Genomic DNA, 21,661 nt, shown 5'->3' on the forward strand with positions numbered 1-21,661 from the left:
TGTCACCGGGCTCATAGTGCGATACCTGCTTTGCTGGAGTGGGCCGCGGCCGAGAGCGGGGCCGGAGCGTCAATGGTGTTGGGCACGAACCTGCAGAAGTAGTCGGTGATGGGGCCGTCCGATTCGCGGATCCCGCAGCCCACGGACTCACCGTCCACCACCCACAGGCCAAGGACGGGATGGTTGCCGTCGAAATCCGGCAGCGGCTGGTACTGCTGGTAGCACCAGCCTTCGCGGCCGTATCCGCCGGGTTGTTCCAGGCTGATGCCCTGGGCGTGGATCTTGATGTTGTCGCCTTCGCGGCCGTGCAGGGGTTTGGCCACCCATTCCTTGAGCGGCCCCGGTTCGTTCAGGTACGCCGGCAGCAGGTTGGGGTGCCCGGGGAACAGGTGCCACAGTGCCGCGAGGAGCGCCTTGTTGGAGAGCAGCATCTTCCAGGCGGGTTCAACCCAGCGGGGATTGTGGGCCCGTTCCAGCAGCCGGGGCCCGAAGGGTTCCTTCATCATCAGCTCCCACGGGTACAGCTTGAACATGGTGCTGATCATGAAGTTGTCCAGGTCCACAAAGCGGTTCAGGTTGGGGTCCCAGCCGATATCGGACATGTTGATGCCGATGGTGGTCCACCCCGCCTGGCTGGCCACGTCCCGCATGTAGGCCGCGGTCATCCAGTCCTCGCCGGACTCCTCGACCTCCGAATGCGCCACATGCAGGGTGCTCATGCCGGTGCGGAACTGCATCTTCTTCCACTGCCGGATCAGCGCTTCATGGATGCCGTTCCACTGGTCCTTCCCCGGGAAGACGTCCTGCAGCCAGAACCACTGGGCCACGGCGGCCTCGATCAGGCCGGTGGGGGTGTCTGCGTTGTACTCGAGCATCTTGGCGGGGCCGCCCTGCCCGTCGTAGATGAAGTCGAACCGGCCGTAAACATCGAGATCGCCTGCCTGCATTGATTCCGCAGCCAGCTCGAGGGCCTGCGGGCCGATGCCAATGTCCCCCATCGCGCCGGTGGCCAGGAACCGGGCGGCCTCCAGGCACATTCTGTGCATATCCTCGGCCGTACCCTCGAGGGTCTCCACCTCGTCCAGGGTGAACTCGTAGTAGGCGGCCTCGTTCCAGTATTCGATCCTGCGGCCGTCCGGCATCGTGGTGGTGGAGAACACCAGGCCCTGTTCTTCAATCTTCTGCTTCCACCCGGGCCTGGGCTCAGACAACAACCGCTTCACGCCTAACCCCCCGAAACCTTGCCGCCGCCACCACTGGTGCCGCTTTTGGCGCTGGTGCCGAAGCCGCCCCGGCTGACGGTACCGCCCTTGGTGCTGTAGCCGGTGGAGGCTTTCGCGCCGCTGGGGACCGTCCGCGTGTAATTGGGGGCGGTGGAACGGTTCTGTCCCACTGCCGGGACAAAGGCGCCGCGCGAGAAGAAGTACCAGGCGTAGATGCCGCCGCCACGGCCGGCGGAGCTGTTGCAGTTGGTATCCTCGACGCGCTCGCCGGTTTCGTCGTTGAAGCACACTTGCGCGTACTCCGGCTCGTCCTGGTTGCTGGCCACAACTGCTGTGATGGTGCCGGCCAGCAGGGCGGTCACGCCCAGGCCAACGACGACGGTGCGCCGCTGGGAGCGCTTCTTCCGCGCCGCCCCCTCGGCCTGCTGCTTCTCCCGGTCCCGGGCAAAGGGGTCCACCGGTGTGACTGGTTCGTTCAGGAGTTCCGGGCGCAGTTCCGGTTTGGGTACCTGCCACGGGGGAGGTTTGGGGGCGTCCGGCGACGGGGTGCCGTCCGGTGCAGCACCGGAGCCGCCCGCTGCGCCGGCCTGCTGGCCATCGCGCCTGGCTGGATCGTGCTCCGGGTCCTTGTTCGGGTCCACGGCGTCCCCCTCAGTTGTCCACGTGAATTGGGCACAGCGCTGCACCCCCAATTGCAATCCTCAAATCAGCGTAGTCCCTGCGGCCTGCTGCTGCGAGCAGGAAAGCCGGGAGAACTCCCCATGGCGGCGTAACGGCCACGGGCAGCGCCGGAAATCTACACTGGTCCCATGGAAACCGCTTCTGTGCTTGCCGTCTGCCGTGTCCACCAGCTCGTTCCGGATGCCTCCAGCGTGGGTGTGACTGCCATCGACAAGCGTGCGGTGGAGGGGCCGGTGAAGGTGCACAAGCTGGGCCTGCAGGGCGACATCCAGGCGAACCGGGTCCACCACGGCGGCCCGGACCAGGCCCTCTACGCCTACTCCCAGGCGGACGCCGACTTTTGGGCGGGTGAACTCCAGCGCGACCTGCCGCCGGGAATTTTCGGCGAGAACCTGCGCGTGAACGGGATCGACACCACGGGGGCGGTGATCGGCGAACGCTGGAAAATCGGCCTCGACGTGGAAGTGGAGGTTACGTCCCCGCGTACACCCTGCGCCACCTTCCAGCGCCGCCTCGGTGAGCCGCAGTTCGTCAGACGCTTCACCGGCGAGGGCCGGGTGGGCGCGTACCTCCGGGTGATCCGCGTTGGCACCATCCGCGCAGGGGACCATATCCACCGGACGTACGTTCCCGGGCACGGGGTAACCGTGGGCAAGTGGTTCAGTGAACCTGATTTGGGGTCGATGGAAGCACTCCGTGACGCCGACGCCGACGGCGAGATCCGGCTGCAGCAGCCTGAGTTCAAGCAGAAGTTTGCGGCGCTGGAGCGGCAGTTGGGCCGGTAACAGCCCACCCGGGTGGCTGGGAGGGGAGCCGTGTGGGCAAGCTCACCGCCGCCGTCGTGCTTCCAATTACCGCTGGGGCCGGTGCGTGCCCTACACTAGAAATATCCCCCACTCCGGAAATCCCTTATTCCTGCCCAATTTTTGAGGCAGGACTGGCAAGTGTTGGGGCCCGCACATGCGATGCGGGCATTTTCATAGGGAGAGCCGGCTAAAGAAAACGCTGTACAGACTGCTGGGATAGCAGCCAAGAGATGCAGCGGGAAGTCCTGCCACGGGATTGCGAAAGCGCCGGACTTCTATGTGACCGGCCGGTCAACGTTTGCCCGGCGCCCACGGCACACGTACTGCGGCTCCGCTCACCTCGGGTAGTGCCGCCTGGCCCCCTATGGATGAGGAATATTTCCCTATGCCCGAAAATCAAAACGACTCCACCTTCGAAGCGGCAACCGTCGAAACCGCCGCCGTCGAATTCACCGAGGCCGCTGTCCCCGCAGCAGAGCCCGCCCCCGCAGCCGAAGCTTCCGTTGAAGCACCGGCCGCCCCCGCAGCAAACGCTGAGGAAGCTCCCGCAGCCAACGCTGAGGAAGAAGAAGGCATTAAGTTCGCCGACCTCGGCATCGACGGCCGCGTGCTCGCCGCCCTGCAGGACGTGGGCTACGAAAAGCCGTCCCCCATCCAGGCAGCAACCATTCCGCTGCTGCTGGAAGGCCGCGACGTTGTTGGCCTCGCCCAGACCGGCACCGGTAAGACTGCAGCATTCGCAGTACCGGCTTTGTCCCGCCTGGCTGAACTTCACGACCTCAACGGCCCGTCACGCAAGACCCAGGCCCTGGTGCTGGCTCCCACCCGCGAGCTTGCGCTGCAGGTGGCGGAGGCCTTCACCTCCTACGCCAAGCACATTGACGACTTCACCGTCCTGCCCGTGTACGGCGGCTCCGCCTACGGCCCGCAGCTCGCAGGCCTGCGCCGCGGTGCCCAGGTTGTTGTGGGTACCCCCGGCCGCGTGATCGACCACATCTCCAAGGGATCCCTGGACCTGTCCGAACTCCAGTACCTGGTGCTGGACGAGGCTGACGAGATGCTGCGCATGGGCTTCGCTGAAGACGTTGAGCAGATCTTCCAGCAGACGCCGTCGGACCGCCAGGTGGCTCTGTTCTCGGCCACCATGCCGAGCCAGATCCGCCGGATGTCCAAGCAGTACCTGAACAACCCGGCCGAGATCTCCGTCAAGTCCAAGACCACCACCGGCGCCAACACGCGCCAGCGGTACCTGCAGGTCATGGGCCCGCACAAGCTCGATGCGATGACCCGCATCCTCGAGGTGGAAGAGTTCGACGGCGTTATCGCCTTCGTTCGCACCAAGATGGCTACAGAGGACCTGGCTGACAAGCTGAAGTCCCGCGGTTTCCAGGCTGCCGCCATCAACGGCGACATTCCGCAGCAGCAGCGTGAGCGCACTGTGGACGCGCTGAAGGAAGGCCGCATCGACATCCTCGTTGCTACCGACGTCGCCGCCCGTGGCCTTGACGTGGAGCGCATCAGCCACGTCATCAACTACGACATTCCGCACGACACCGAGTCCTACGTCCACCGCATCGGCCGCACCGGCCGCGCAGGCCGCTCCGGCGACGCCATCCTCTTTATGACGCCGCGGGAGAAGTACCTGCTGCGCTCCATCGAGAAGGCAACCCGCCAGCCGGTGGAGCAGATGCACCTGCCCACCGCGGAAACCGTGAACACACTCCGCCTGGGCAAGTTCGCAGAGCGCATCACCGAGACCCTCGCATCCGAGGACGTCGCGGCGTTCCGCGACCTCATCGCCTCCTACGAGGAAGAGCACAACGTTCCGGCTTCGGAGATCGCAGCAGCCCTCGCCGTTATGGCGCAGGGCGGGCAGCCGCTGCTGGTCAAGGAACTGCCCGCAGCTCCCGAGTTCCAGAAGCGCGAGCGCTCCAAGGACGGCTTCGGCTCCCGCGGGCCGACCCGCACGCTCACCGAGGGCAATGCCACCTACCGGATTGCCGTGGGACGCCGCCAGCGCGTTATGCCCGGCTCCATCGTGGGCGCCATTGCGAACGAGGGCGGCATCTCCTCGGCGCAGATCGGCGGCATCGACATCCGCTCGGACCACTCCCTGGTGGAGCTGCCGGCGGACCTCAGCCCCGAGCAGCTGCGTGCCCTGTCCCGCACCCGGATCGGCGGTGAGCTGATCCACCTCGAGCTGGACAACGGCCGCAAGCCCTCCGGCGAGCGTGGCGCGTACCAGGGCAACCGTGGCGGCGACCGCGGCGGCAACTTCAAGGGCAACGGCGGGTTCAAGAAGGAGTTCCGGAAGAACGACGGCGAGCGCAGCTCCGCGGACCGCGGCGGCCGCTCGTACAGCGAGCGTTCCTTCAGCGCTGACAGCGGTGCCACCCGCGGCCAGGCCAGCGATTCCCGCTTCGCCGGCCACGGCGACGGCTCCCGCAAGCCCCGCCACGGCAACGAGGGCGGACAGCGCGACTTCAACCGCAAGGGCAAGTGGTAAACCGTCAGCTCGTCTGACACGTTCCCCCGGTGGGCCGGCTTTCGAGCCGGCCCACCGGCATTTAACGGCCCTTTGCGGACGACGGCGGGGGGCGGCACAGTGCCGTCCGGTACCTCCGCCCCGCCCCTCCTGTGAGTTTTTGTCCAGATATGCGGACTTCGAGGGCGGCAAAGCCTGCATATCTGGACAAAAACTCATGGGGGAGTGTGGGGATGAACACATCCCTGTTCCTGGTCCTTTGGGAAAGGCGCGAAGCCGGGAACACATAAGGAGTCAAGGGCTCCGTTTTCCTTGATTTTCCGGCATTTTCCGGCCGTTCGAGCGCAGTTTGGGCAATGGTTTTCGCCCCTGTTGACCTGCCCGGACGCCGATTTGTTGGTGGTGGAATCTTCCGGTAGAGTATTTACTCGTTGCCCCCCTAGCTCAGTGGTAGAGCGCGTTCTTGGTAAGAACGAGGTCACCGGATCGATTCCGGTGGGGGGCTCTGGATGAGGGCCTGTGTCAAGGCGGTTTTGACCGGCTTGACACAGGTTTTTCTCATTCGTGGCGGTGTAGCTCAGTTGGTTAGAGCGCACGACTCATAATCGTGAGGTCGGGAGATCGAGCCTCCCCACCGCTACAGAAACAGCAGGCCAGAGGCGTAGCCTCTGGCCTGCTGTTGTTTTCCCCCCTTGATCTCCCGGATCCTGTGCCCTCGCAATCGCTGGCGAGAACAACGGGACGCAGTGAGGCCGCTGACTGGGGCCGTTTATACACGTTTGCGTGAATACAGCTTCGGATGTACATTCTGGACATGGAAACACTTACGCAGGCGCCAGTGCTTGCCCGGTTCGGTTACGCGGTCTCGGATCCTACCCGCGCCGGAGTCTTGCTGGCTCTTTCAGATGGTCCGTCCTATCCGTCTGATCTGGCCGATTCCCTGGGCGTAAGCCGGCAGAGTATGTCCAATCATCTGACCTGCCTGCGGGGCTGCGGGCTGGTGGTTGCCGTCCCTGATGGGCGGCGGAGCCGGTATGAGCTCGCCGACGCGCGGCTGGGCCATGCGATTAAGGACCTGATCGGTGTAGTGCTCGCTGTGGATCCTGCCTGCTGCGCCCCTGACGGGGAGTGCCTCGTATGACCGCACTGCTGCAGGCTCCAACATCTCGACGCCGGGCGGTCCTGAACCGCCGTATCCGGCTCTTTGCTGCCGCGACCATCACGTACAACCTCATTGAGGCCGTCGTCGCGCTCTGGGCAGGCAACCTCGCCGACTCTGCTGCCTTGATCGGTTTCGGGCTGGACTCGGTCATAGAGGTGACCTCCGCGCTGGCACTGTCCTGGCAGTTCTCCGCGCAAGACCCCGAGCGGCGTGAGCACCTGACTCTGCGGATCATCGCCATTTCCTTCTTCGCCCTTGCCGCGTTCGTAAGCGCCGACGCGGTGCGTGCACTGATGGGCGGGGAAGAGGCCCAGCACTCCACCGCCGGCATCGTGATCGCAGCGTTGAGTCTGGCCATCATGCCGGTCCTGTCCTGGGCCCAGCGCAGGGCGGGGCGGGAACTCGGGTCCCGGGCGGCCGTGGCCGATTCCAAACAAACCCTGCTGTGCACCTACCTCTCGGCGGTCCTGCTCGTTGGCCTGGTCCTGAACAGCACCCTGGGCTGGTGGTGGGCCGATGCCGGTGCTGCCCTGGTCATCGCCGGGATTGCCGTCCGTGAAGGCCTCATAGCCTGGCGAGGGGAAGCATGCTGCGCCCGCCCCCACATCGACGACGCCCATGACCAAGAGGACGATGGCTGCTGCGCACCCGGAACCACCGCGTCACCCGCAGCAGTATCGGAAGCTCCTCTGCAGCCAGCGCAAGGGGGCGCCTGCTGCGTCGGCTGCCAGGCCGACGCCAAGCCCGCGCCTGTGACCCTGACCCTCGGAACGAAACCGGCAGATCATTGAGCGCCGTCTCCACAGGACGGAATGTCCGGATCGCCATCTGGGCCATCCTCGCGGTCCTCCTCGCCTCCGGCGTGATCTGGTACGCGGTGTTCACCGCGAACAAGCCAGCACCCGCCGCGCCTACGGCCGCCGTCGACGCGCAACTGGTCAGGGAAGACAGCCACCGCGTCACAAACCCAGCCATTGAGAAAGCCCAGCTGGTTGAGTTCCTGGACTTTGAATGCGAATCCTGCCGCGCCGCCGAACCCCTGGTGCGGGAGCTCAAGAAGGAGTACGGAGACAGAATCACCTTCATCCACCGCTACTTCCCCCTGCCAGGGCACGCCAACTCCGGCGCTGCGGCCCTGGCCGTGGAAGCGTCCGCCCAGCAGGGCAAGTACGAGCAGATGACCGCCAAGCTCTTCGAAACCCAGCCGCAATGGGGCGAAAGACAGGACTCCCAGGCGCGGCTGTTCCGGACCTTCGCCGAAGAACTGGGCCTGGACATGAGCAAGTACGACGCCGCCGTAGCAGCCGAGGAAACCAAGGAACGGATCCGCAAAGACCTCGCCGACGGCAAAGCCCTCGGTGTAACCGGAACCCCCACCTTCTTCCTCGACGGTCAAAAGCTCACGCTGAACAGCGAGGAACAGTTCCGCCAACTCCTGGACGAAGCAGCGCGATAACCTCATCCCGCCGGCCCAGGTGCGGCCCTCCGCCGCTGCCTGGGGGTGCCCGGGGCGGGACCGTCTTCAGAACGTCGTCAAAACATCATCCCAGGTACACGCGGAAGCAACCCTGTGCCGACACAATGGGGCCAGGGGGAGCCCTTCAATAAAGGAAAGGACGGGTCATGAACAGCAATGACCAGTTTGTTGGCGGTTCTTGTGATGAGCTCTCCGCAGGAGACGCCATCGAAGCGTTTTACGGGAGCACTCTGGTGCACCGCGGTCCGGTCACAGAGGTGGCGCTGGACCAGGGACTGCTCTGGATTCTGGACACTCTGACCGGCAGCCGCCGCCTTCTCGATATGTCGGAACTCGAGATCGTTCGTTTGCCGGCGCACTACCATGAAGTCCTGGTCGGCGCGCCTGCCCGATAGGAATGCGCGCCATTGACCTGAGCAATAGTGCGTGACAAGTTCCCCGTTTCCCCGTAGTTTTGCCGCATCCACCGATGGGGGAAACGCATGGACTTCTTTGACGCGGTCATGGTCCCGTTCAGATGGCTGGTGTCCGCCGTTATGGTCGGCTTACACGAAGGGCTGAGCGCCGTCGGCATGCCCCCGGCCAGCGGCTGGACGTGGACGCTCTCCATCATCGGGCTGGTTCTGTTGATCCGGGCCGCCCTGATTCCCGTGTTTTTGAAGCAGCTCGACGCCCAGCGCCGGATGCGGCTCCTGCAGCCGGACCTGAAGACGCTGCAGGAAAAATACAAGGACCGGACAGACCCGCTCTCCCGCCAGTCAATGGCGCAGGAGCAGATGGCCTTGTATAAAAAGCATGGGACCAACCCCTTCTCCGCCTGCCTGCCCATGCTGATCCAGGTGCCGTTCTTCTTTGCCCTGTACCAGGTTCTCTCCGGCATCAGCTCCCGGGCAGCGCAGGGTGAGGGAACAGGCGCCATGAGCCACGACCAGGTGGTGCAGTTCGACCAGTCCAGCATCTTCGGCGCCTCATTGACGGCATCAGTGCTGCACGGCGGCAGCGGCAACCAGACAGCCGTTATGGTGCTGACCATCCTGATGATCCTTGCCATGACCGCCGCGCAGGTTGTCACGCAAAAGTTGATCCTCGCGCGGAACCCGTTGCCGGGGGACACCGGGAGTCCCTTTATGCGTCAGCAAAAAATCGTGCTCTACACGTTGCCGGTGGTGTTCGCGCTGGGAGGGGTCTTCTTCCCCATCGGCGTCCTGGTCTATTGGACGGTCACCAACGCCTGGACCTTGGCCCAGCAGTTTTTCGTCCGGGAGCGGCGGACATCCGGAACTGCCTAGTCCCGCCGGAACGGGGACACAGTCTTACACCAAGCCCGAAGTGCAGGCACAATGAGCCCATGGCTGAGCTTATCTACACGGGCATCGCATCCTTGGACGGCTACGTCGCCGACCGTCACGGCAACTTCGACTGGAGCGCCCCCGACGAGGAAGTCCATGCCTTCGTCAACGACCTGGAGCGCGACGCCGGCACGTATCTTTTGGGCCGGCGCATGTACGAGGTCCTGTCAGTCTGGGAGACCCTGGGTGGAAGCGACGATCCGCCCGTGATCCAGGACTACGGGCGAATCTGGCGGGCAGCAGAGAAGGTGGTCTTCTCCGGGTCATTGGAAAATCCAGTGACTGCGAGGACAACAATCCAGCGCTTTTTCGATCCCGATGCCATCCGGGACCTGAAGGAGCGCAGCGAAGGCAGCATCGGCATCGGCGGCTCCACCCTGGCTGCCGGCGCACTCCAGGCTGGGCTGGTGGACGAGTGCCGGATCTTCCTCAACCCGGTGGCGGTGGGAGGAGGCCTGCGGTTCCTTCCGGACGGGCTGAACCTGCGGCTTGAACTCCAGGACGAGCGCAGATTCCGCAACGGGGTGGTGTACCTCAGTTACCGCACTGTCCTTTGATTTTGGCAGGGGTCGAACGCGCGGTGATGTGGCGTCTGCGGGATGGGGGAGCAGAATGGGGCAATGACCCGAATCGCAATCATCGGCGGCCACGGCAAAGTGGCCCTGCACCTGTCCACCCTGCTCACGGAAGAGGGCCACGACGTCACCTCGTTCATCCGCAACCCGGACCACGCGGCGGACGTTGCTCAAACGGGCGCAACGCCGTCGGTCCTTGATATCGAGAACTCCACGACGGCGGCCATCGCCGAGGCACTAAAGGGCCACGATGCTGTCGTCTGGTCAGCAGGAGCGGGCGGCGGAAACCCCGCCCGGACATTCGCCGTTGACCGGGACGCGGCCATCCGTTCGATGGATGCCGCAGTACAGGCCGGGGCGGACCGCTACGTGATGGTGTCCTATCTGGGAGCCCGCAGGGACCACGGTGTACCGGAGAGCAACGGCTTTTTTGCCTACGCCGAGGCGAAAGCTGCCGCTGACGAGTACCTTCGCGGCACCGATCTCTCATGGACCATCCTGGGGCCGGGCACCCTGACCAACAAACCCGGCACGGGTTTGATCAAGGTGGATCCCAACCCGGGGGAGGGGGACGGCGGGACGTCGCGCAGCAACACTGCCATCGTGGCAGCAGCCGTGCTGGACCTGCCGGAGACGGCGGGCCGGACGATTGAATTCTGCGACGGCTCGCTTCCGGTTGCCGCCGCTCTGGAGTCACCGGCGTAATTTGCCGGCGGAATCACAAACCTCGGCTCTGGTGCCGCGGATCATCCGGGGCTGGGCACCTCCCGGGTGAACCGCGTCAGGAAACGGAATGCGCGGGTTTCGGCAACGAAGCGGGGTAAAGGCCCAGTGCATGCTCTTCGACATAATCCAGGGCAAGGCGGATGGCACCGATAGACACAATGCCATCCCCGAGGGAGGAGGCTTCCACCCGGGGCGGAGTGAAAGTGAACTTCGGCAGCTGCTCCTCGATGACCGGGATGAGGGCGCGGGCAGAGGCTGCGACACCGCCCGCGAGGACGACGAGCTCAGGGTTTACCAGCGTGCTCAGGGAACCAATCACGCGTGCCATGCGGTGTGCGACACGGTTGAGCACTTCCTGCGCGGCATTGTCGCCGTCCCTGGCCGCGGCGAACACCATCTCGGCTGTGAGGCCGTCCGGTGTGCTGCCGCACAGCTCATGCAGCCGGGTTTTTGCATTGGAGGCGAGCGCTTCCTGGCCCCAAAGTGCCACATAGTGCGCAATGCCGATGGTATCGCCGACGCCTTCGACGTTGGCCAGGTATCCCAGCTCGCCGAAGCCGCCAAGCTGTCCGTGGAGCAGGCGGCCGGATTCGAGTACGCCGGAGCCCAGCCGGTCCCCGGCAAGCATAACGATGAGGTTGTCAACGCCTTGGGCCGTCCCCTGCCAGCGTTCGGCAAGGGCAGCAAGATTGGCGTCGTTCTCGAGCAGCACGTGCCAGCCATGCCGCTCAGAGACAAGCCGGCGGACATCAAAAGACTTCCAGAATTCCTGAACCGTGAGGACTTCGCCGTTACGACTGACCGGAGCGGCGACCCCAACGGACACGGCAAGAACGGACTCTGCGGACACGTCTGCCTTCTCCAAGGCCTCCGCGGCGATCCGGTCCAATACATCGGCGCGCTCGTTAGCGGGAAGATTGTGCGCCCGGAAGGGTGTCGTGACCCTGGAGAGGGCCTTTCCCGCCATGTCGGCGACGATGGTAGTGATCTTGTTGGCACCAATGTCGATGCCCAGAACGCTGGCGGCACGATCGTCGAAAACGAATCTGCGTGCCGGCCTGCCTTTGACATAACCTTCGGCGCCCCGTTGGTTTTCCAGCTCCTCAAGCCATCCGAGCCGGACGAGCTCATCACAAATCGAGATAACGGTGGCCCGGGAAAGCCCAGTGGCAGCCATAAGGTCCGTGCCCGTCATGATGCCTGCCCCGCGCATTGCCTTAAGCAAGGCACTGGCGTTGACCCTCCGCAGCAACTGTGTCGACGGTGCAGTCTCATTCATCAGGGGCTCCCCATTCTTCCGGGCTGCCACGGGACGTTGACCAGCCCTTCTAAATTTAGGCCATAAATATAGCCGGGGAAACAAAGTGGCATGTGCTTGACGGTGTGACCCACGGCACTCCATACTATCGATAGGAGCTAAATTTATAGCTTGTATAAACTCGGCAGGGCGAGCATCAGCCAGTCCCGCCGTAGCCGCGGCCCTATCGCCGCACCACGAAAGGACGAGGGTGTCTTCGAACTTGACGCGCACACTACGCATGGCAGTGCTGGGTCTTTGCCTGGCTTTGCTCGCCGGCCTCCTCTCAGGCTGCACGGGAGATTCCGGCAAGGAAACCATCCGGTTCACCTTCAGTAAGCGGGAGGCCATCGGTTTCATGACGAAACTGGTCGCCGACTACAACGCTTCGCAGGACAAAACGGAGGTCGTTATGGATACCTCCGGGGTTGACGTGGTTTCAGCCAGTTTCGTCCGGGGCAATCCGCCGGACATCGCACTTGCGAACTACAACATGGAAACGGCCAGGTTCGTGCAGCGCGGCGCGCTGAGTGACCTGTCCGGAACGCAGGCCTCAACCCGTATCCGGAAGGACCTGCAACCTCTGATGGACCAGTACGGCTCGTATCCAGGCCGGACCAGCGCACTGCCGTACTCGATCATGGCGTCGTCCGTCATCTACAACAAGGAGATCTTCGCTGCGCACGGCATCGATGTGCCTAAGACCTGGAGCGATCTCATCGCGGCGTGTGACGCCCTGAAAGCCGCCGGGGTGACGCCGTTCTACGCAACGTGGAAGGACGACTGGACGGTTGCCCAAGGTTGGTTTGACTACTCTGTGGGCGGCCAGCTCGACACCATCGACTTCTTCCACAAGCTTTCTGAAGCAGGCACGGAGGTCGGGCCGGATTCACCGGCGTCATTCGAAAAGGACTTTCAACAGCCCGTCGCGAAAATGCTGGAACTGGCGGGCAGCTATGTCAACAAAGACGCCGCGAGCCGAGCTTATGGCGACGGCAACCTTGCGTTTGCACAAGGTAAGGCAGCAATGTATCTGCAGGGCCCGTGGGCTTTCGGCGAGATCGCGAAGAGTGCTCCCGATCTCCAGCTCGGAACCTTTCCGCTGCCGATGACGGACAATCCCGATGACCTGCGCGTCCGGGTCAATGTGGATCTAGCCGCCTGGATTCCCGAAGGATCCAAGCACAAGGACGCTGCACGCGACTTCCTCGAGTACCTCTACCAGCCGGAAGTCATCGAAGCGTACAACAAGTCGCAGCTGGGCTTCACGCCCACCATCGATGCCGCCGGAGCTCCGGACCCGCGGATCGAGGGGATGGTCGAGTACTACGAAAAGGGCCAGGTCTATCAGGGTCCGTCGGTGCTGGTGCCGCGCACTATCCCCATTATGAATCACGTCCAGGCGCTCGTGTTGGGCGCAGATCCTGCAGCCACCTTCCGCACACTCGACGCAGACTGGGCGCGTCTGGCGTTCCGCCAGTAACGCTCACAAGGGAGCCAGATACATGTCCATCACCACAGCAACAAGACCGGGGCAGGACCGCCCGCAGACCCGCAGAAAGCGGCGGGTCGAACCGATCTTCTACCTTTTCCTCCTGCCAAGCCTCGTCCTCTTTACCCTGGCGATCACGGTTCCGGGCCTTGTTGGCATCTTCTTCAGCTTCACGAACTCCATCGGAATCGGCGACTGGGAGTTCGTCGGACTGACCAACTATGTTGCAATTTTCAGCGATCCTGCCATTCTGCAGAGCTATCTGTTCACGTTCGGATTCTCGATCGTCACCGTGCTCGTAGTGAACGTCATCGCTTTCCTTCTCGCCGTGGGGCTCACGTCGCAGATCCGCATGAAAACCGCGTTGCGGACCATCTTCGTCATCCCCATGGTGGTCTCCGGCATCATCATCGCGTATGTTTTCAATTTCCTGTTCTCGAACTCGCTGCCCTCCGCAGGTGCGGCAGCCGGGATTTCCTGGCTGGAGACGAGCCTCCTGGCAAACCCTGACCTTGCCTGGGTCGCCATCGTGGTGGTTACCGCCTGGCAGGCGGTGCCCGGGGCGCTGCTGATCTATATCGCCGGACTCGTCTCGATCCCCGGGGAAGTGTATGAAGCCGCGGACATCGATGGCGCGAGCAAGTTCCAGCAGCTCCTGAAAATCACCGCTCCGCTCGTGGCCGGCTATGTGGTGATCAACATCATTCTCGGATTCAAGGGCTTCCTCAACGCTTACGACATCATCGTCGGCCTCACCAACGGCGGCCCGGGCACCTCAACACGAAGCATCGCGATGACCGTCATCGCTGGCTTCAATGGCGGCGACTATGCCTACCAGATGGCCAACGCGACCATCTTCTTCGTCGTCGCTGTCCTCATATCTCTCCTGCAGCTTTCGCTGACTCGCGGACGGAACACACTCTGATGACCACACCATCCACCCTCACCGCCGGGGATATCTACCGCACCGAACCAGCACCTGCCGAAACCGGACGACGACGCGCAGGTTTGAAGGTAGAGCGGGTGAACTGGCCGGCTACCACCATCCTGGTTCTCTGTGCGGTCACTGTACTGCTTCCGCTGTACGTGACGCTCTCCATGGCCTTCAAAACCCAGGGGCAGGCTGTGGACGGCAACGCATTTTCATTCCCTGCGCCGCTAAGCATTGACGGCTTCGTTCAGGCGTGGACCTTGACCAACTTCCCCGTCGGCGCCGCAATGTCGTTGCTGGTGACGGCAGGGACCGTGGCCGCGACGATCGTGCTAGCCGCGTTCGCCTCGTACGCAATCGTGCGCAACTGGGAACGCAAGTTGTTCCGGTACTCCTTCTACTATCTGCTCGCAGCGATGTTCATCCCGTTTCCGGTCGTCGCGCTGCCGCAGATCCAGTTGACCGGCCGCCTGGGCCTGGATAATCCGCTGGGCGTGATTCTCCTCGCCACGATGTTCCAGTTGAGCTTCAGCGTGCTGCTGTTCACGGCATTCTTGCGCTCGATCCCGATGGAACTGGAAGAGAGCGCCCGCATTGACGGCGCTACCACCTGGCAGACGTTCTGGAAACTGATTTTTCCGCTGCTGGCGCCGATGAGCGCCACGGTGGGCATCTTCGCCTTCCTCTACGCCTGGAATGACTTCATGATGCCTTCCTTGATCATCTCCGACCCGGCGCTGCAAACCCTTCCAGTGCGGCAGAACCTGTTCCAGACCCAGTTCAGCAACAACTACCACGTTTCCTTTGCGTCCTACCTGATGGCCATGGCTCCGGCCATCGTGGCATATCTCTTTACCCAGCGGTGGGTTATGGCAGGCGTTACCCAGGGCGCCGTCAAGGGCTGAGGCTTGTCACTGGCAGGCCAGCCCGCAGCGAGCAAAAACGCAAGCAAATTCAGCATGCACGCAAAAACTCCAGCCCCAGAAAGGGGAAACCGTTTGTCCATCATTTCGAGCCAGACGCCCGATGCCGACACCTGGTCCACATCCGCCAGCAATTGGTGGCGCCAGGCTGCGGTTTACCAGATCTACCCGCGCAGTTTCGCCGATTCGAACGGGGACGGGATCGGGGACCTGAACGGCATCACCGGGAAGGTGCCGTACTTGAAAAGCCTTGGTATCGACGCCGTGTGGCTTAGTCCGTTCTACCCCTCCGCGCTGGCTGACGGCGGCTACGACGTTGATGACTACCGCGACGTTGATCCCAGGATCGGCAGCCTGGCGGATTTCGATAAGATGACCGCGGCTCTGCATGCCGGGGGCATCAAAGTGATAGTGGACATTGTCCCGAACCACTCCTCCAACCGGCACGTCTGGTTCCAGGAAGCCTTGGCTGCGCCGAAGGGTTCACCTGCCCGCCAGCGGTACCATTTCCGGGACGGCAAGGGCGGCAAAGGCGAACTGCCGCCGTCCGACTGGACAGCAGCTTTCGGCGGGCCGGCCTGGACCCAGGTGGACGACGGGCAGTGGTACCTGCACACCTTTACCCCGGAGCAGCCGGATTGGAATTGGGACAACCCTGAGGTCCGTGAGGACTTCCTCAAGACCTTGCGCTTCTGGGCTGACCGGGGGGTGGACGGCTTCCGCGTTGACGTGGCCAACCTTCTGGTCAAGGACCTCCGTTCCGAACTGCCCAGTAGGCAGGAACTGGATGCCATGGACCGTTCCTCCGGGACCCACCCGCTCATGGACCGCGACGAAGTCCACGAGATCTATGCCGAATGGCGCAAGGTATTCAACGAATATGACCCGCCGCGCTTTGCTGTGGCGGAGGCCTGGGTGGAGACGGCCTCTCGGCGGGCCAAGTACGCCTCCCCTGAAGGCCTGGGCCAGGCTTTCAGTTTCGACCTGCTCATGGCCGATTTCAACGCCAGCCAGTTCCGCGCCATCATCACCGACAACCTCGAACAGGCCCGCCTCACCGGCTCCACCACCACCTGGGTATTTTCCAACCATGACGTCACGCGCCACGCCACCCGTTACGGCCTCGAACCGCTCAACGGGCGGCCGGGGAAACCGGGGGTGGACTGGGTCAAAGCGGGCGGTCCCCGTCAAGCACTGGACGTCGAAGGAGGCATCCGCCGAGCCAAGGCCGCCACGTTGCTCATGCTCGCCCTTCCCGGCTCCGCGTACCTCTATCAGGGCGAGGAACTGGGCCTGCACGAGGTGGCGGACATCCCCGCTGACCGGCGCCAGGACCCGTCGTTCTTCCGGGGCGCGGAGTACGACGGCCTGGGCCGGGACGGCTGCCGGGTTCCCCTGCCTTGGGAACCCTCCGGACCTTCCTTCGGTTTCGGTGCCAACGGTGCCCATCTGCCTCAGCCGGACTGGTTCGCCGGATACGCAGCCAGCACGCAGGAGGCGGACAACGCCTCAACCCTGAATCTCTACCGCAAAGCCTTGGCATTGCGGCACGAACTTCAGGGCGCCGAGACCCTGGAATGGAAAGACGACGGGAACGAACAGGTGCTGGAGTTTGTGCGCCCAGGAGGCTGGCACGTCGTTGCGAACTTCGGTACCGCCGCCATCGAACTTCCTGAAGGCAAGGTCCTGATCTCCAGCGCCGGGATCGAAAGCGGCAAACTCCCGGGCGAGGCAACCGCCTGGTTCAGGGCCTAAGGCGACGTCCAGCCCAGGCAACGCGGCGTTGTCTGTTGACGTTCGCCTCGTTGCCCGCACATACTGGTCGACAAGATAATTTAGATGCTAAATAAAAGGAGTGTTGTGAGCACTACCGCCACCTTGGCAACCCTGTCCGATTCCGACCACCTGGCCGACCCGAACTGGTGGCGCCAGGCCTCCGTGTACCAGATCTACCCCCGGAGTTTTTCAGACTCCAACGGTGATGGCATCGGTGACCTCAAGGGCATCACCGCCAAAGTGCCTTACCTGAAGTCGCTGGGAATCGACGCCGTGTGGCTTAGCCCGTTCTACCCCTCAGCCTTGGCGGACGGCGGCTACGACGTGGATGACTACCGCGACGTGGACCCCAAGCTCGGCACGCTTGCGGACTTTGACGAGATGGCGGACGCGCTGCACGGGGCCGGCATCAAGCTGATCGCCGACATCGTTCCCAACCACTCCTCGGACAGGCACAAATGGTTCCAGGAAGCTCTTGCCGCGCCCAAGGGATCACCTGCCCGGGACCGCTACATCTTCCGCGACGGCAAGGGCCCCAACGGGGAGTTCCCGCCGTCAGACTGGGACTCCGTCTTTGGCGGCCCGGCCTGGGAGCGCATCACTGAATCGGACGGCACCCCCGGCCAGTGGTACATGCACATTTTTGCCAAGGAACAGCCGGACTTGAACTGGTCCAACCGCGAAATCCGCGAGGACTTCCTCAAGACCCTGCGGTTCTGGTCCGACCGGGGCGTTGACGGGTTCCGGGTGGACGTGGCCCATGCCCTCACCAAGGACCTCACCGAGCCCCTGCTGTCCAAACTGGAACTGAGCCAGCTCAACACCGGGGTGGACGGCTTCGACGACGGCACCCACCCCTTCTGGGACAGGGACGAAGTCCACGAGATCTACGCCGAATGGCGCGAGGTGTTCAACGAGTACAACCCGCCGCGCACCGCCGTCGCTGAAGCATGGGTCCACGCAACCCGCCGTGCCCGCTACGCCAGCCCGCAGGGGCTGGGCCAGGCCTTCAACTTCGATTTGCTGCAGGCGGACTTTGACGCCGCCGAGTACAAGGAGATCATCACCCGTAACCTTGCCGAAGCGGCCGCCACCGGCGCCTCGTCCACCTGGGTATTTTCCAACCACGACGTGGTCCGCCACGCCACCCGCTACGGCCTGCCCCAGGTGTCCAAGGGCAAGGAACGCACCAAGGGCCAGGACGGCAAGGACTGGCTGCTGGCCGGCGGCCCCAAGGAAGAACTGGACGTGGAGCTCGGTGAACGCCGTGCCCGCGCCGCCACTTTGCTGATGCTGGCCGTCCCCGGTTCCGCCTACCTGTACCAGGGCGAGGAACTCGGGCTGCAGGAAGTCGCCGAAATTCCCGAATCGGAGCGCCAGGACCCCTCCTTCTTCCGCAACAAGGGCGTGGAAGTCGGCCGTGACGGCTGCCGTGTGCCGCTGCCCTGGAAGGTGGAGGGAACCTCCTTCGGCTTCGGCGACGGCGGCGCGCACCTGCCGCAGCCGGACTGGTTCAGCAAGTATGCCGTTGAGGCACAGGATGGCACCAAGGGCTCCACGCTGGAGCTCTACCGCGCCGCCCTGAAGCTGCGCCGCGAACTGCAGACCGACGAAGAGCTGGAATGGGTCGAGACCGGCAACCCGGATGTCCTGCACTTCCGCCGCCCCAACGGCTGGCAGTCAGTGACCAACTTCGGGGACACCGCCGTGGACCTTCCGGCCGGAACGGTCCTGGTCAGCAGCGCCCCCCTCGAGGACGGCGAGCTGCCTGCCAACACCACGGCATGGCTGCGCTAATGTCCCCGTGCCTTCCGGGGAGGCCGGCCTGATGCAGGAACTGATTTATGGCTGCATGGGCCTGGGTGGCAGCTGGTCCGACGAGCCGCATGCCGGCGAGCATGTGGACGAGGCCGCTGCCGCCGTCGAGGCCGCGCTGGATGCCGGTATCACGCTGTTCGACCACGCGGACATCTACCGCAGCGGCAAGTCGGAGGCCGTCTTCGGCGAGGTGCTGAGCGCCACGCCGGGCCTCCGGGACCGCATCCGGCTTCAGACCAAGTGCGGCATCAGGCTGAACGAGCGCGGCCTGCAGACGCACTACGACCTCAGCCGTGAGGCCATCCTGGAGCGGGTCAACGAAAGCCTGAAGCGGCTGCGGACGGACTATGTGGACATCCTCCTGCTGCACCGCCCGGACCCCCTGGCGGACCCTGCGGAGGTGGCCGCCGCCGTCGGGCAGCTGATGGCGGAAGGCAAGGTCCGGCAGCTGGGGGTGTCCAACATGTCCGGGGCGCAGATCGAGGCGCTGCAGGACCGGCTGGAAACTCCGGTGGTGGCAAACCAGCTGGAGATGAGCCTGCTCAAGCGGGCATGGTTGGAAAGCCAGGTGCTGGTCAACCACGCCGAGCACCTGGACTACAGCTTCCCGCACGGCACTCTGGAATACTGCACCCGGAACTCGATCACCCTGCAGGCCTACGGCTCTCTGGCCCGCGGCCTCTACACGGGGGCGGAAGCGGACGGCTCGACGTCGGCCGAAGCCGCCACGGGGGAACTGGTGTTGGAGCTGGCCGGGAGGTACGGCAGTTCGGGCGAGGCAGTCCTGCTGGGATGGCTGATGAAGCACCCGGCGGGCATCGCCCCGGTGATCGGGACGGTCAACCCCGGACGGATCCGTGCGTGTGCGGACGCTTCTCGCGTGGCACAGGAAATGAGCCGGGCCGACTGGTACCAGCTGTGGGTGACGGCGCGGGGCAGCAACATCCCCTGACCTCCCCAACTGGGTAGCAGCAAGTGCCGTTTTGGAGCCCCATAACGACACTTGCCGCTCCCTGCTTTCATCAGGATTAAGTCATATGGGGTTTAGTTCGTATTGAACCTCACAAGCGGGCCGTTTTCTTCCTCGTGCTGCTTCCAAGACGGATACGGTAGATACATGACGTCTACCATCGCCACCGAGACCGTAAGGCCGGAACGCAATATCCCAGCAGAGATCGCCCGTTCATGGCTCCTTGTTAATGCCATGAAGACCGAGCTTTTTGACCAGTCGGCCGTGTCCCGCGCCGACTCGATCATCCTGGATATTGAAGATGCCGTGGACCCTTCCCAAAAGGACCAGGCCCGGAACCACGTGATTGACTGGCTGACTGCAGGCGGCAAGGCCTGGGTCCGGATCAACGACGCCACGAGCCCGTTCTGGGCAGACGATCTCGCGGGCCTCCGCGGCACGCCCGGCCTCCTTGGCGTCATGCTGGCCAAAACCGAATCCGCCGACCAGGTGACGGAAAGCTTCCACCGCATGGACGGCAAGACTCCCGTCATCCCTTTGGTGGAATCCGCCGTCGGCATCGAGGAAGCCAACCAGATCGCCAAGGCACAGGGCGCCTTCCGCCTTGCCTTCGGCTCCGGTGACTTCCGCCGCGACACCGGCATGGCCGCCACAGCCGAGGCCATGGCCTACCCGCGCGCCAAGCTCGTGGTAGCCAGCCGCGTCGGCAACCTGCCGGGCCCCATCGACGGCCCCACCGTTGGCACCAACCACCCCATCCTGCGGGAGCAAACCGGGATCACCGTGATGATGGGCATGACCGGCAAGCTCTGCCTGGCCATCGACCAGACCCCCGTTATCAACGAGGTCATCAGCCCCACGCCGTCCGACGTCGCCTGGGCCACCGACTTCATGGCCGACTTCGAAGCCAACGGCCGCGTCATCCGTGACGGCTCCGACCTGCCCCGCCTGGGCCGCGCCGAGAAGATCATGAAGCTCGCGGTAGCCTTTGGGGTGCAGCCCGCGCTGTAGCACCTACAATCATTTCAGGAGACCCCGTGACCGATACCCGTTATCTGGTCCACGGGGTCTTTTGGCCCGCGCCGCCGGCTTCCTGCCCGGTCCTGCGGCTGCAGGCCCCGGACGGCGCCTTCCGCGAATTAGCGCTCGACGGCGGCGCCCGCCTGGGCTTCCGGCTCGCCGCCGAAGGGAAGTCCTGCCTGGGCCACCACCGAGTGCACGGTCCCGACCACCGGGACCACGTCCTGTGCGCCGGCCAGTCACCGGCGGCCCGCGGGCACCAGTGTGAGCGGTGCTTTGTGGCGGACGATTTCCGGCTTATGCACGACTTCCACCGGGACGGCCGCGTTCCGCCGGGCCTGCGCAGCTACCTGATGCAGCCGCACTGGCTGTACGTTGCCACCTTCGCTGCCGGAGCAACCAAGGTGGGCACGGCGTCGGATCTTCGAAAGTGGCAGCGGCTCGCCGAACAGGGCGCCGTGGTGGCCAGCTACGTCGCCCGTGCCGCTGACGGGCGCGTGGTGCGGCTCCTGGAGGACCTGGTGACGCGCGACGGCGGGCTTCCGCAGCAGGTGCGGTCTGCCGCCAAGGCTGCGGCCCTGGCCACTCCGGCTTCTGCATCCTGGCTCGCCGAACGCAATGCGGCGCACGCAACCACCGCACGCGAGGTCATTTCCGCAGCAGGGCTGAACGGTTTCGAGGTGGTGGACGAAGGCTGGAACCGGCCCGGACTTGCGCACCGGCTGTGCTCCGGAACCGCCAGGCACGCCTACCCCCACACGCTGGCTTCCGGGCAGCACGGGTTCACCATCCGGTCCGCGGCCGGAAGCTTTGTCCTGGCAGCCCTCGATGACGCCGACCTGGAATTCGTGGTGGACCTTGGCCAGCTGAAAGGCCGCACCATTGAACTTGGCCAGTACAGCTCCGAGGTGCCGGCAGTCCAGGAGGCGCTGTTCTGACTCCGGCGCTGC

At 64.1% G+C, this 21,661-nt stretch carries 20 protein-coding genes and 2 tRNA genes; 19 read left to right on the forward strand and 3 right to left on the reverse strand.

What is annotated here, in order from left to right; genetic code table 11:
• Window positions 1-11: 11 nt before the first annotated feature.
• Window positions 12-1,223, reverse strand: a complete 1,212-nt coding sequence (locus G6R19_RS01865; RefSeq protein WP_163161776.1) for a glutathionylspermidine synthase family protein — start codon at window positions 1,221-1,223, stop codon at window positions 12-14.
• Window positions 1,224-1,225: 2 nt separating this feature from the next.
• Window positions 1,226-1,864: a Tat pathway signal protein gene (locus G6R19_RS01870; protein WP_163161778.1), complete on the reverse strand. Its 639-nt coding sequence runs from the start codon at window positions 1,862-1,864 to the stop codon at window positions 1,226-1,228.
• Between the two features lie 168 nt (window positions 1,865-2,032).
• Here G6R19_RS01870 and G6R19_RS01875 point away from each other — a divergent pair, with 168 nt between their 5' ends.
• The 11 genes from G6R19_RS01875 to G6R19_RS01925 all read left to right on the forward strand — a co-directional run bounded on the left by G6R19_RS01875 (window position 2,033) and on the right by G6R19_RS01925 (window position 10,463).
• Entirely contained in the window at window positions 2,033-2,689 is a 657-nt protein-coding gene (locus G6R19_RS01875; protein WP_163161780.1) for an MOSC domain-containing protein, read from the forward strand.
• Between the two features lie 406 nt (window positions 2,690-3,095).
• Entirely contained in the window at window positions 3,096-5,216 is a 2,121-nt protein-coding gene (locus G6R19_RS01880; protein WP_163161782.1) for a DEAD/DEAH box helicase, read from the forward strand.
• Window positions 5,217-5,628: 412 nt separating this feature from the next.
• Window positions 5,629-5,700: transfer RNA gene (locus G6R19_RS01885), tRNA-Thr, on the forward strand.
• 61 nt (window positions 5,701-5,761) lie between these two features.
• Window positions 5,762-5,835 (forward strand) — tRNA-Met (locus G6R19_RS01890).
• A 174-nt stretch (window positions 5,836-6,009) separates the two neighbouring features.
• Window positions 6,010-6,336 carry a metalloregulator ArsR/SmtB family transcription factor gene (locus G6R19_RS01895; protein WP_163161784.1) on the forward strand — a complete coding sequence of 109 codons (327 nt, stop codon included), beginning with the start codon at window positions 6,010-6,012 and terminating at the stop codon, window positions 6,334-6,336.
• Window positions 6,333-7,148, forward strand: coding sequence for a cation transporter (locus G6R19_RS01900; RefSeq protein ID WP_163161786.1), 816 nt, complete (start codon window positions 6,333-6,335; stop codon window positions 7,146-7,148). The genes G6R19_RS01895 and G6R19_RS01900 overlap by 4 nt, the downstream gene beginning before the upstream one ends.
• Complete coding sequence (locus tag G6R19_RS01905; RefSeq protein WP_163161788.1) at window positions 7,145-7,813, forward strand: thioredoxin domain-containing protein; 669 nt, start codon at window positions 7,145-7,147, stop codon at window positions 7,811-7,813. The genes G6R19_RS01900 and G6R19_RS01905 overlap by 4 nt, the downstream gene beginning before the upstream one ends.
• A gap of 167 nt (window positions 7,814-7,980) precedes the next feature.
• Entirely contained in the window at window positions 7,981-8,229 is a 249-nt protein-coding gene (locus G6R19_RS01910) for a hypothetical protein (RefSeq protein WP_163161790.1), read from the forward strand.
• An 87-nt stretch (window positions 8,230-8,316) separates the two neighbouring features.
• Entirely contained in the window at window positions 8,317-9,123 is an 807-nt protein-coding gene (yidC, locus tag G6R19_RS01915; protein WP_163161792.1) for a membrane protein insertase YidC, read from the forward strand.
• A gap of 59 nt (window positions 9,124-9,182) precedes the next feature.
• On the forward strand, window positions 9,183-9,740 hold the full coding sequence (locus tag G6R19_RS01920) for a dihydrofolate reductase family protein (protein WP_163161794.1): 558 nt from the start codon (window positions 9,183-9,185) through the stop codon (window positions 9,738-9,740).
• A 63-nt stretch (window positions 9,741-9,803) separates the two neighbouring features.
• On the forward strand, window positions 9,804-10,463 hold the full coding sequence (locus G6R19_RS01925; protein WP_163161796.1) for an SDR family oxidoreductase: 660 nt from the start codon (window positions 9,804-9,806) through the stop codon (window positions 10,461-10,463).
• Window positions 10,464-10,539: 76 nt separating this feature from the next.
• Here the strand turns inward: G6R19_RS01925 and G6R19_RS01930 are convergent, their stop codons facing one another.
• The gene (locus G6R19_RS01930; protein ID WP_163162852.1) at window positions 10,540-11,766 is read right to left on the reverse strand and encodes an ROK family protein; all 1,227 of its coding nucleotides are present in this window, start codon (window positions 11,764-11,766) and stop codon (window positions 10,540-10,542) included.
• A gap of 256 nt (window positions 11,767-12,022) precedes the next feature.
• On the opposite strand from G6R19_RS01930, the gene G6R19_RS01935 reads away from it, so the two are divergent.
• The 8 genes from G6R19_RS01935 to G6R19_RS01970 all read left to right on the forward strand — a co-directional run bounded on the left by G6R19_RS01935 (window position 12,023) and on the right by G6R19_RS01970 (window position 21,649).
• Window positions 12,023-13,264, forward strand: coding sequence for an extracellular solute-binding protein (locus tag G6R19_RS01935; protein WP_205484237.1), 1,242 nt, complete (start codon window positions 12,023-12,025; stop codon window positions 13,262-13,264).
• Between the two features lie 22 nt (window positions 13,265-13,286).
• The gene (locus tag G6R19_RS20520) at window positions 13,287-14,198 is read left to right on the forward strand and encodes a sugar ABC transporter permease (RefSeq protein ID WP_163161800.1); all 912 of its coding nucleotides are present in this window, start codon (window positions 13,287-13,289) and stop codon (window positions 14,196-14,198) included.
• A complete protein-coding gene (locus G6R19_RS01945) occupies window positions 14,198-15,109 on the forward strand; it encodes a carbohydrate ABC transporter permease (RefSeq protein ID WP_205484193.1) in 912 nt (303 codons plus the stop codon). The genes G6R19_RS20520 and G6R19_RS01945 overlap by 1 nt, the downstream gene beginning before the upstream one ends.
• 93 nt (window positions 15,110-15,202) lie before the next feature.
• Window positions 15,203-16,882, forward strand: a complete 1,680-nt coding sequence (locus G6R19_RS01950; protein WP_240341729.1) for a glycoside hydrolase family 13 protein — start codon at window positions 15,203-15,205, stop codon at window positions 16,880-16,882.
• A gap of 105 nt (window positions 16,883-16,987) precedes the next feature.
• Entirely contained in the window at window positions 16,988-18,700 is a 1,713-nt protein-coding gene (locus G6R19_RS01955; protein WP_163161804.1) for a glycoside hydrolase family 13 protein, read from the forward strand.
• Window positions 18,701-18,731: 31 nt separating this feature from the next.
• Window positions 18,732-19,673 carry an aldo/keto reductase gene (locus G6R19_RS01960; RefSeq protein ID WP_163162856.1) on the forward strand — a complete coding sequence of 314 codons (942 nt, stop codon included), beginning with the start codon at window positions 18,732-18,734 and terminating at the stop codon, window positions 19,671-19,673.
• Between the two features lie 165 nt (window positions 19,674-19,838).
• Window positions 19,839-20,702 (forward strand): CoA ester lyase, encoded by an 864-nt coding sequence (locus G6R19_RS01965; protein ID WP_163161806.1) that lies wholly within the window; start codon window positions 19,839-19,841, stop codon window positions 20,700-20,702.
• A 26-nt stretch (window positions 20,703-20,728) separates the two neighbouring features.
• Window positions 20,729-21,649: a DUF2797 domain-containing protein gene (locus tag G6R19_RS01970; protein WP_163161808.1), complete on the forward strand. Its 921-nt coding sequence runs from the start codon at window positions 20,729-20,731 to the stop codon at window positions 21,647-21,649.
• The last annotated feature ends 12 nt before the right edge of the window (window positions 21,650-21,661 follow it).

It is taken from the genome of Arthrobacter sp. Alg241-R88 (genome assembly GCF_900537115.1).
Taxonomy (GTDB): Bacteria; Actinomycetota; Actinomycetes; order Actinomycetales; family Micrococcaceae; genus Arthrobacter.

What these genes read in the sequence shown, in the direction of transcription:
- G6R19_RS01925 (WP_163161796.1), top strand. Translation starts at nt 9,804, where the DNA reads ATGACCCGAATCGCAATCATCGGCGGCCACGGCAAAGTGGCCCTGCAC.
- yidC (WP_163161792.1), top strand. Translation starts at nt 8,317, where the DNA reads ATGGACTTCTTTGACGCGGTCATGGTCCCGTTCAGATGGCTGGTGTCC.
- G6R19_RS01965 (WP_163161806.1), top strand. Translation starts at nt 19,839, where the DNA reads ATGACGTCTACCATCGCCACCGAGACCGTAAGGCCGGAACGCAATATC.
- G6R19_RS01880 (WP_163161782.1), top strand. Translation starts at nt 3,096, where the DNA reads ATGCCCGAAAATCAAAACGACTCCACCTTCGAAGCGGCAACCGTCGAA.
- G6R19_RS01910 (WP_163161790.1), top strand. Translation starts at nt 7,981, where the DNA reads ATGAACAGCAATGACCAGTTTGTTGGCGGTTCTTGTGATGAGCTCTCC.
- G6R19_RS01900 (WP_163161786.1), top strand. Translation starts at nt 6,333, where the DNA reads ATGACCGCACTGCTGCAGGCTCCAACATCTCGACGCCGGGCGGTCCTG.
- G6R19_RS01945 (WP_205484193.1), top strand. Translation starts at nt 14,198, where the DNA reads ATGACCACACCATCCACCCTCACCGCCGGGGATATCTACCGCACCGAA.
- G6R19_RS20520 (WP_163161800.1), top strand. Translation starts at nt 13,287, where the DNA reads ATGTCCATCACCACAGCAACAAGACCGGGGCAGGACCGCCCGCAGACC.
- G6R19_RS01895 (WP_163161784.1), top strand. Translation starts at nt 6,010, where the DNA reads ATGGAAACACTTACGCAGGCGCCAGTGCTTGCCCGGTTCGGTTACGCG.
- G6R19_RS01920 (WP_163161794.1), top strand. Translation starts at nt 9,183, where the DNA reads ATGGCTGAGCTTATCTACACGGGCATCGCATCCTTGGACGGCTACGTC.
- G6R19_RS01935 (WP_205484237.1), top strand. Translation starts at nt 12,023, where the DNA reads ATGGCAGTGCTGGGTCTTTGCCTGGCTTTGCTCGCCGGCCTCCTCTCA.
- G6R19_RS01875 (WP_163161780.1), top strand. Translation starts at nt 2,033, where the DNA reads ATGGAAACCGCTTCTGTGCTTGCCGTCTGCCGTGTCCACCAGCTCGTT.
- G6R19_RS01960 (WP_163162856.1), top strand. Translation starts at nt 18,732, where the DNA reads ATGCAGGAACTGATTTATGGCTGCATGGGCCTGGGTGGCAGCTGGTCC.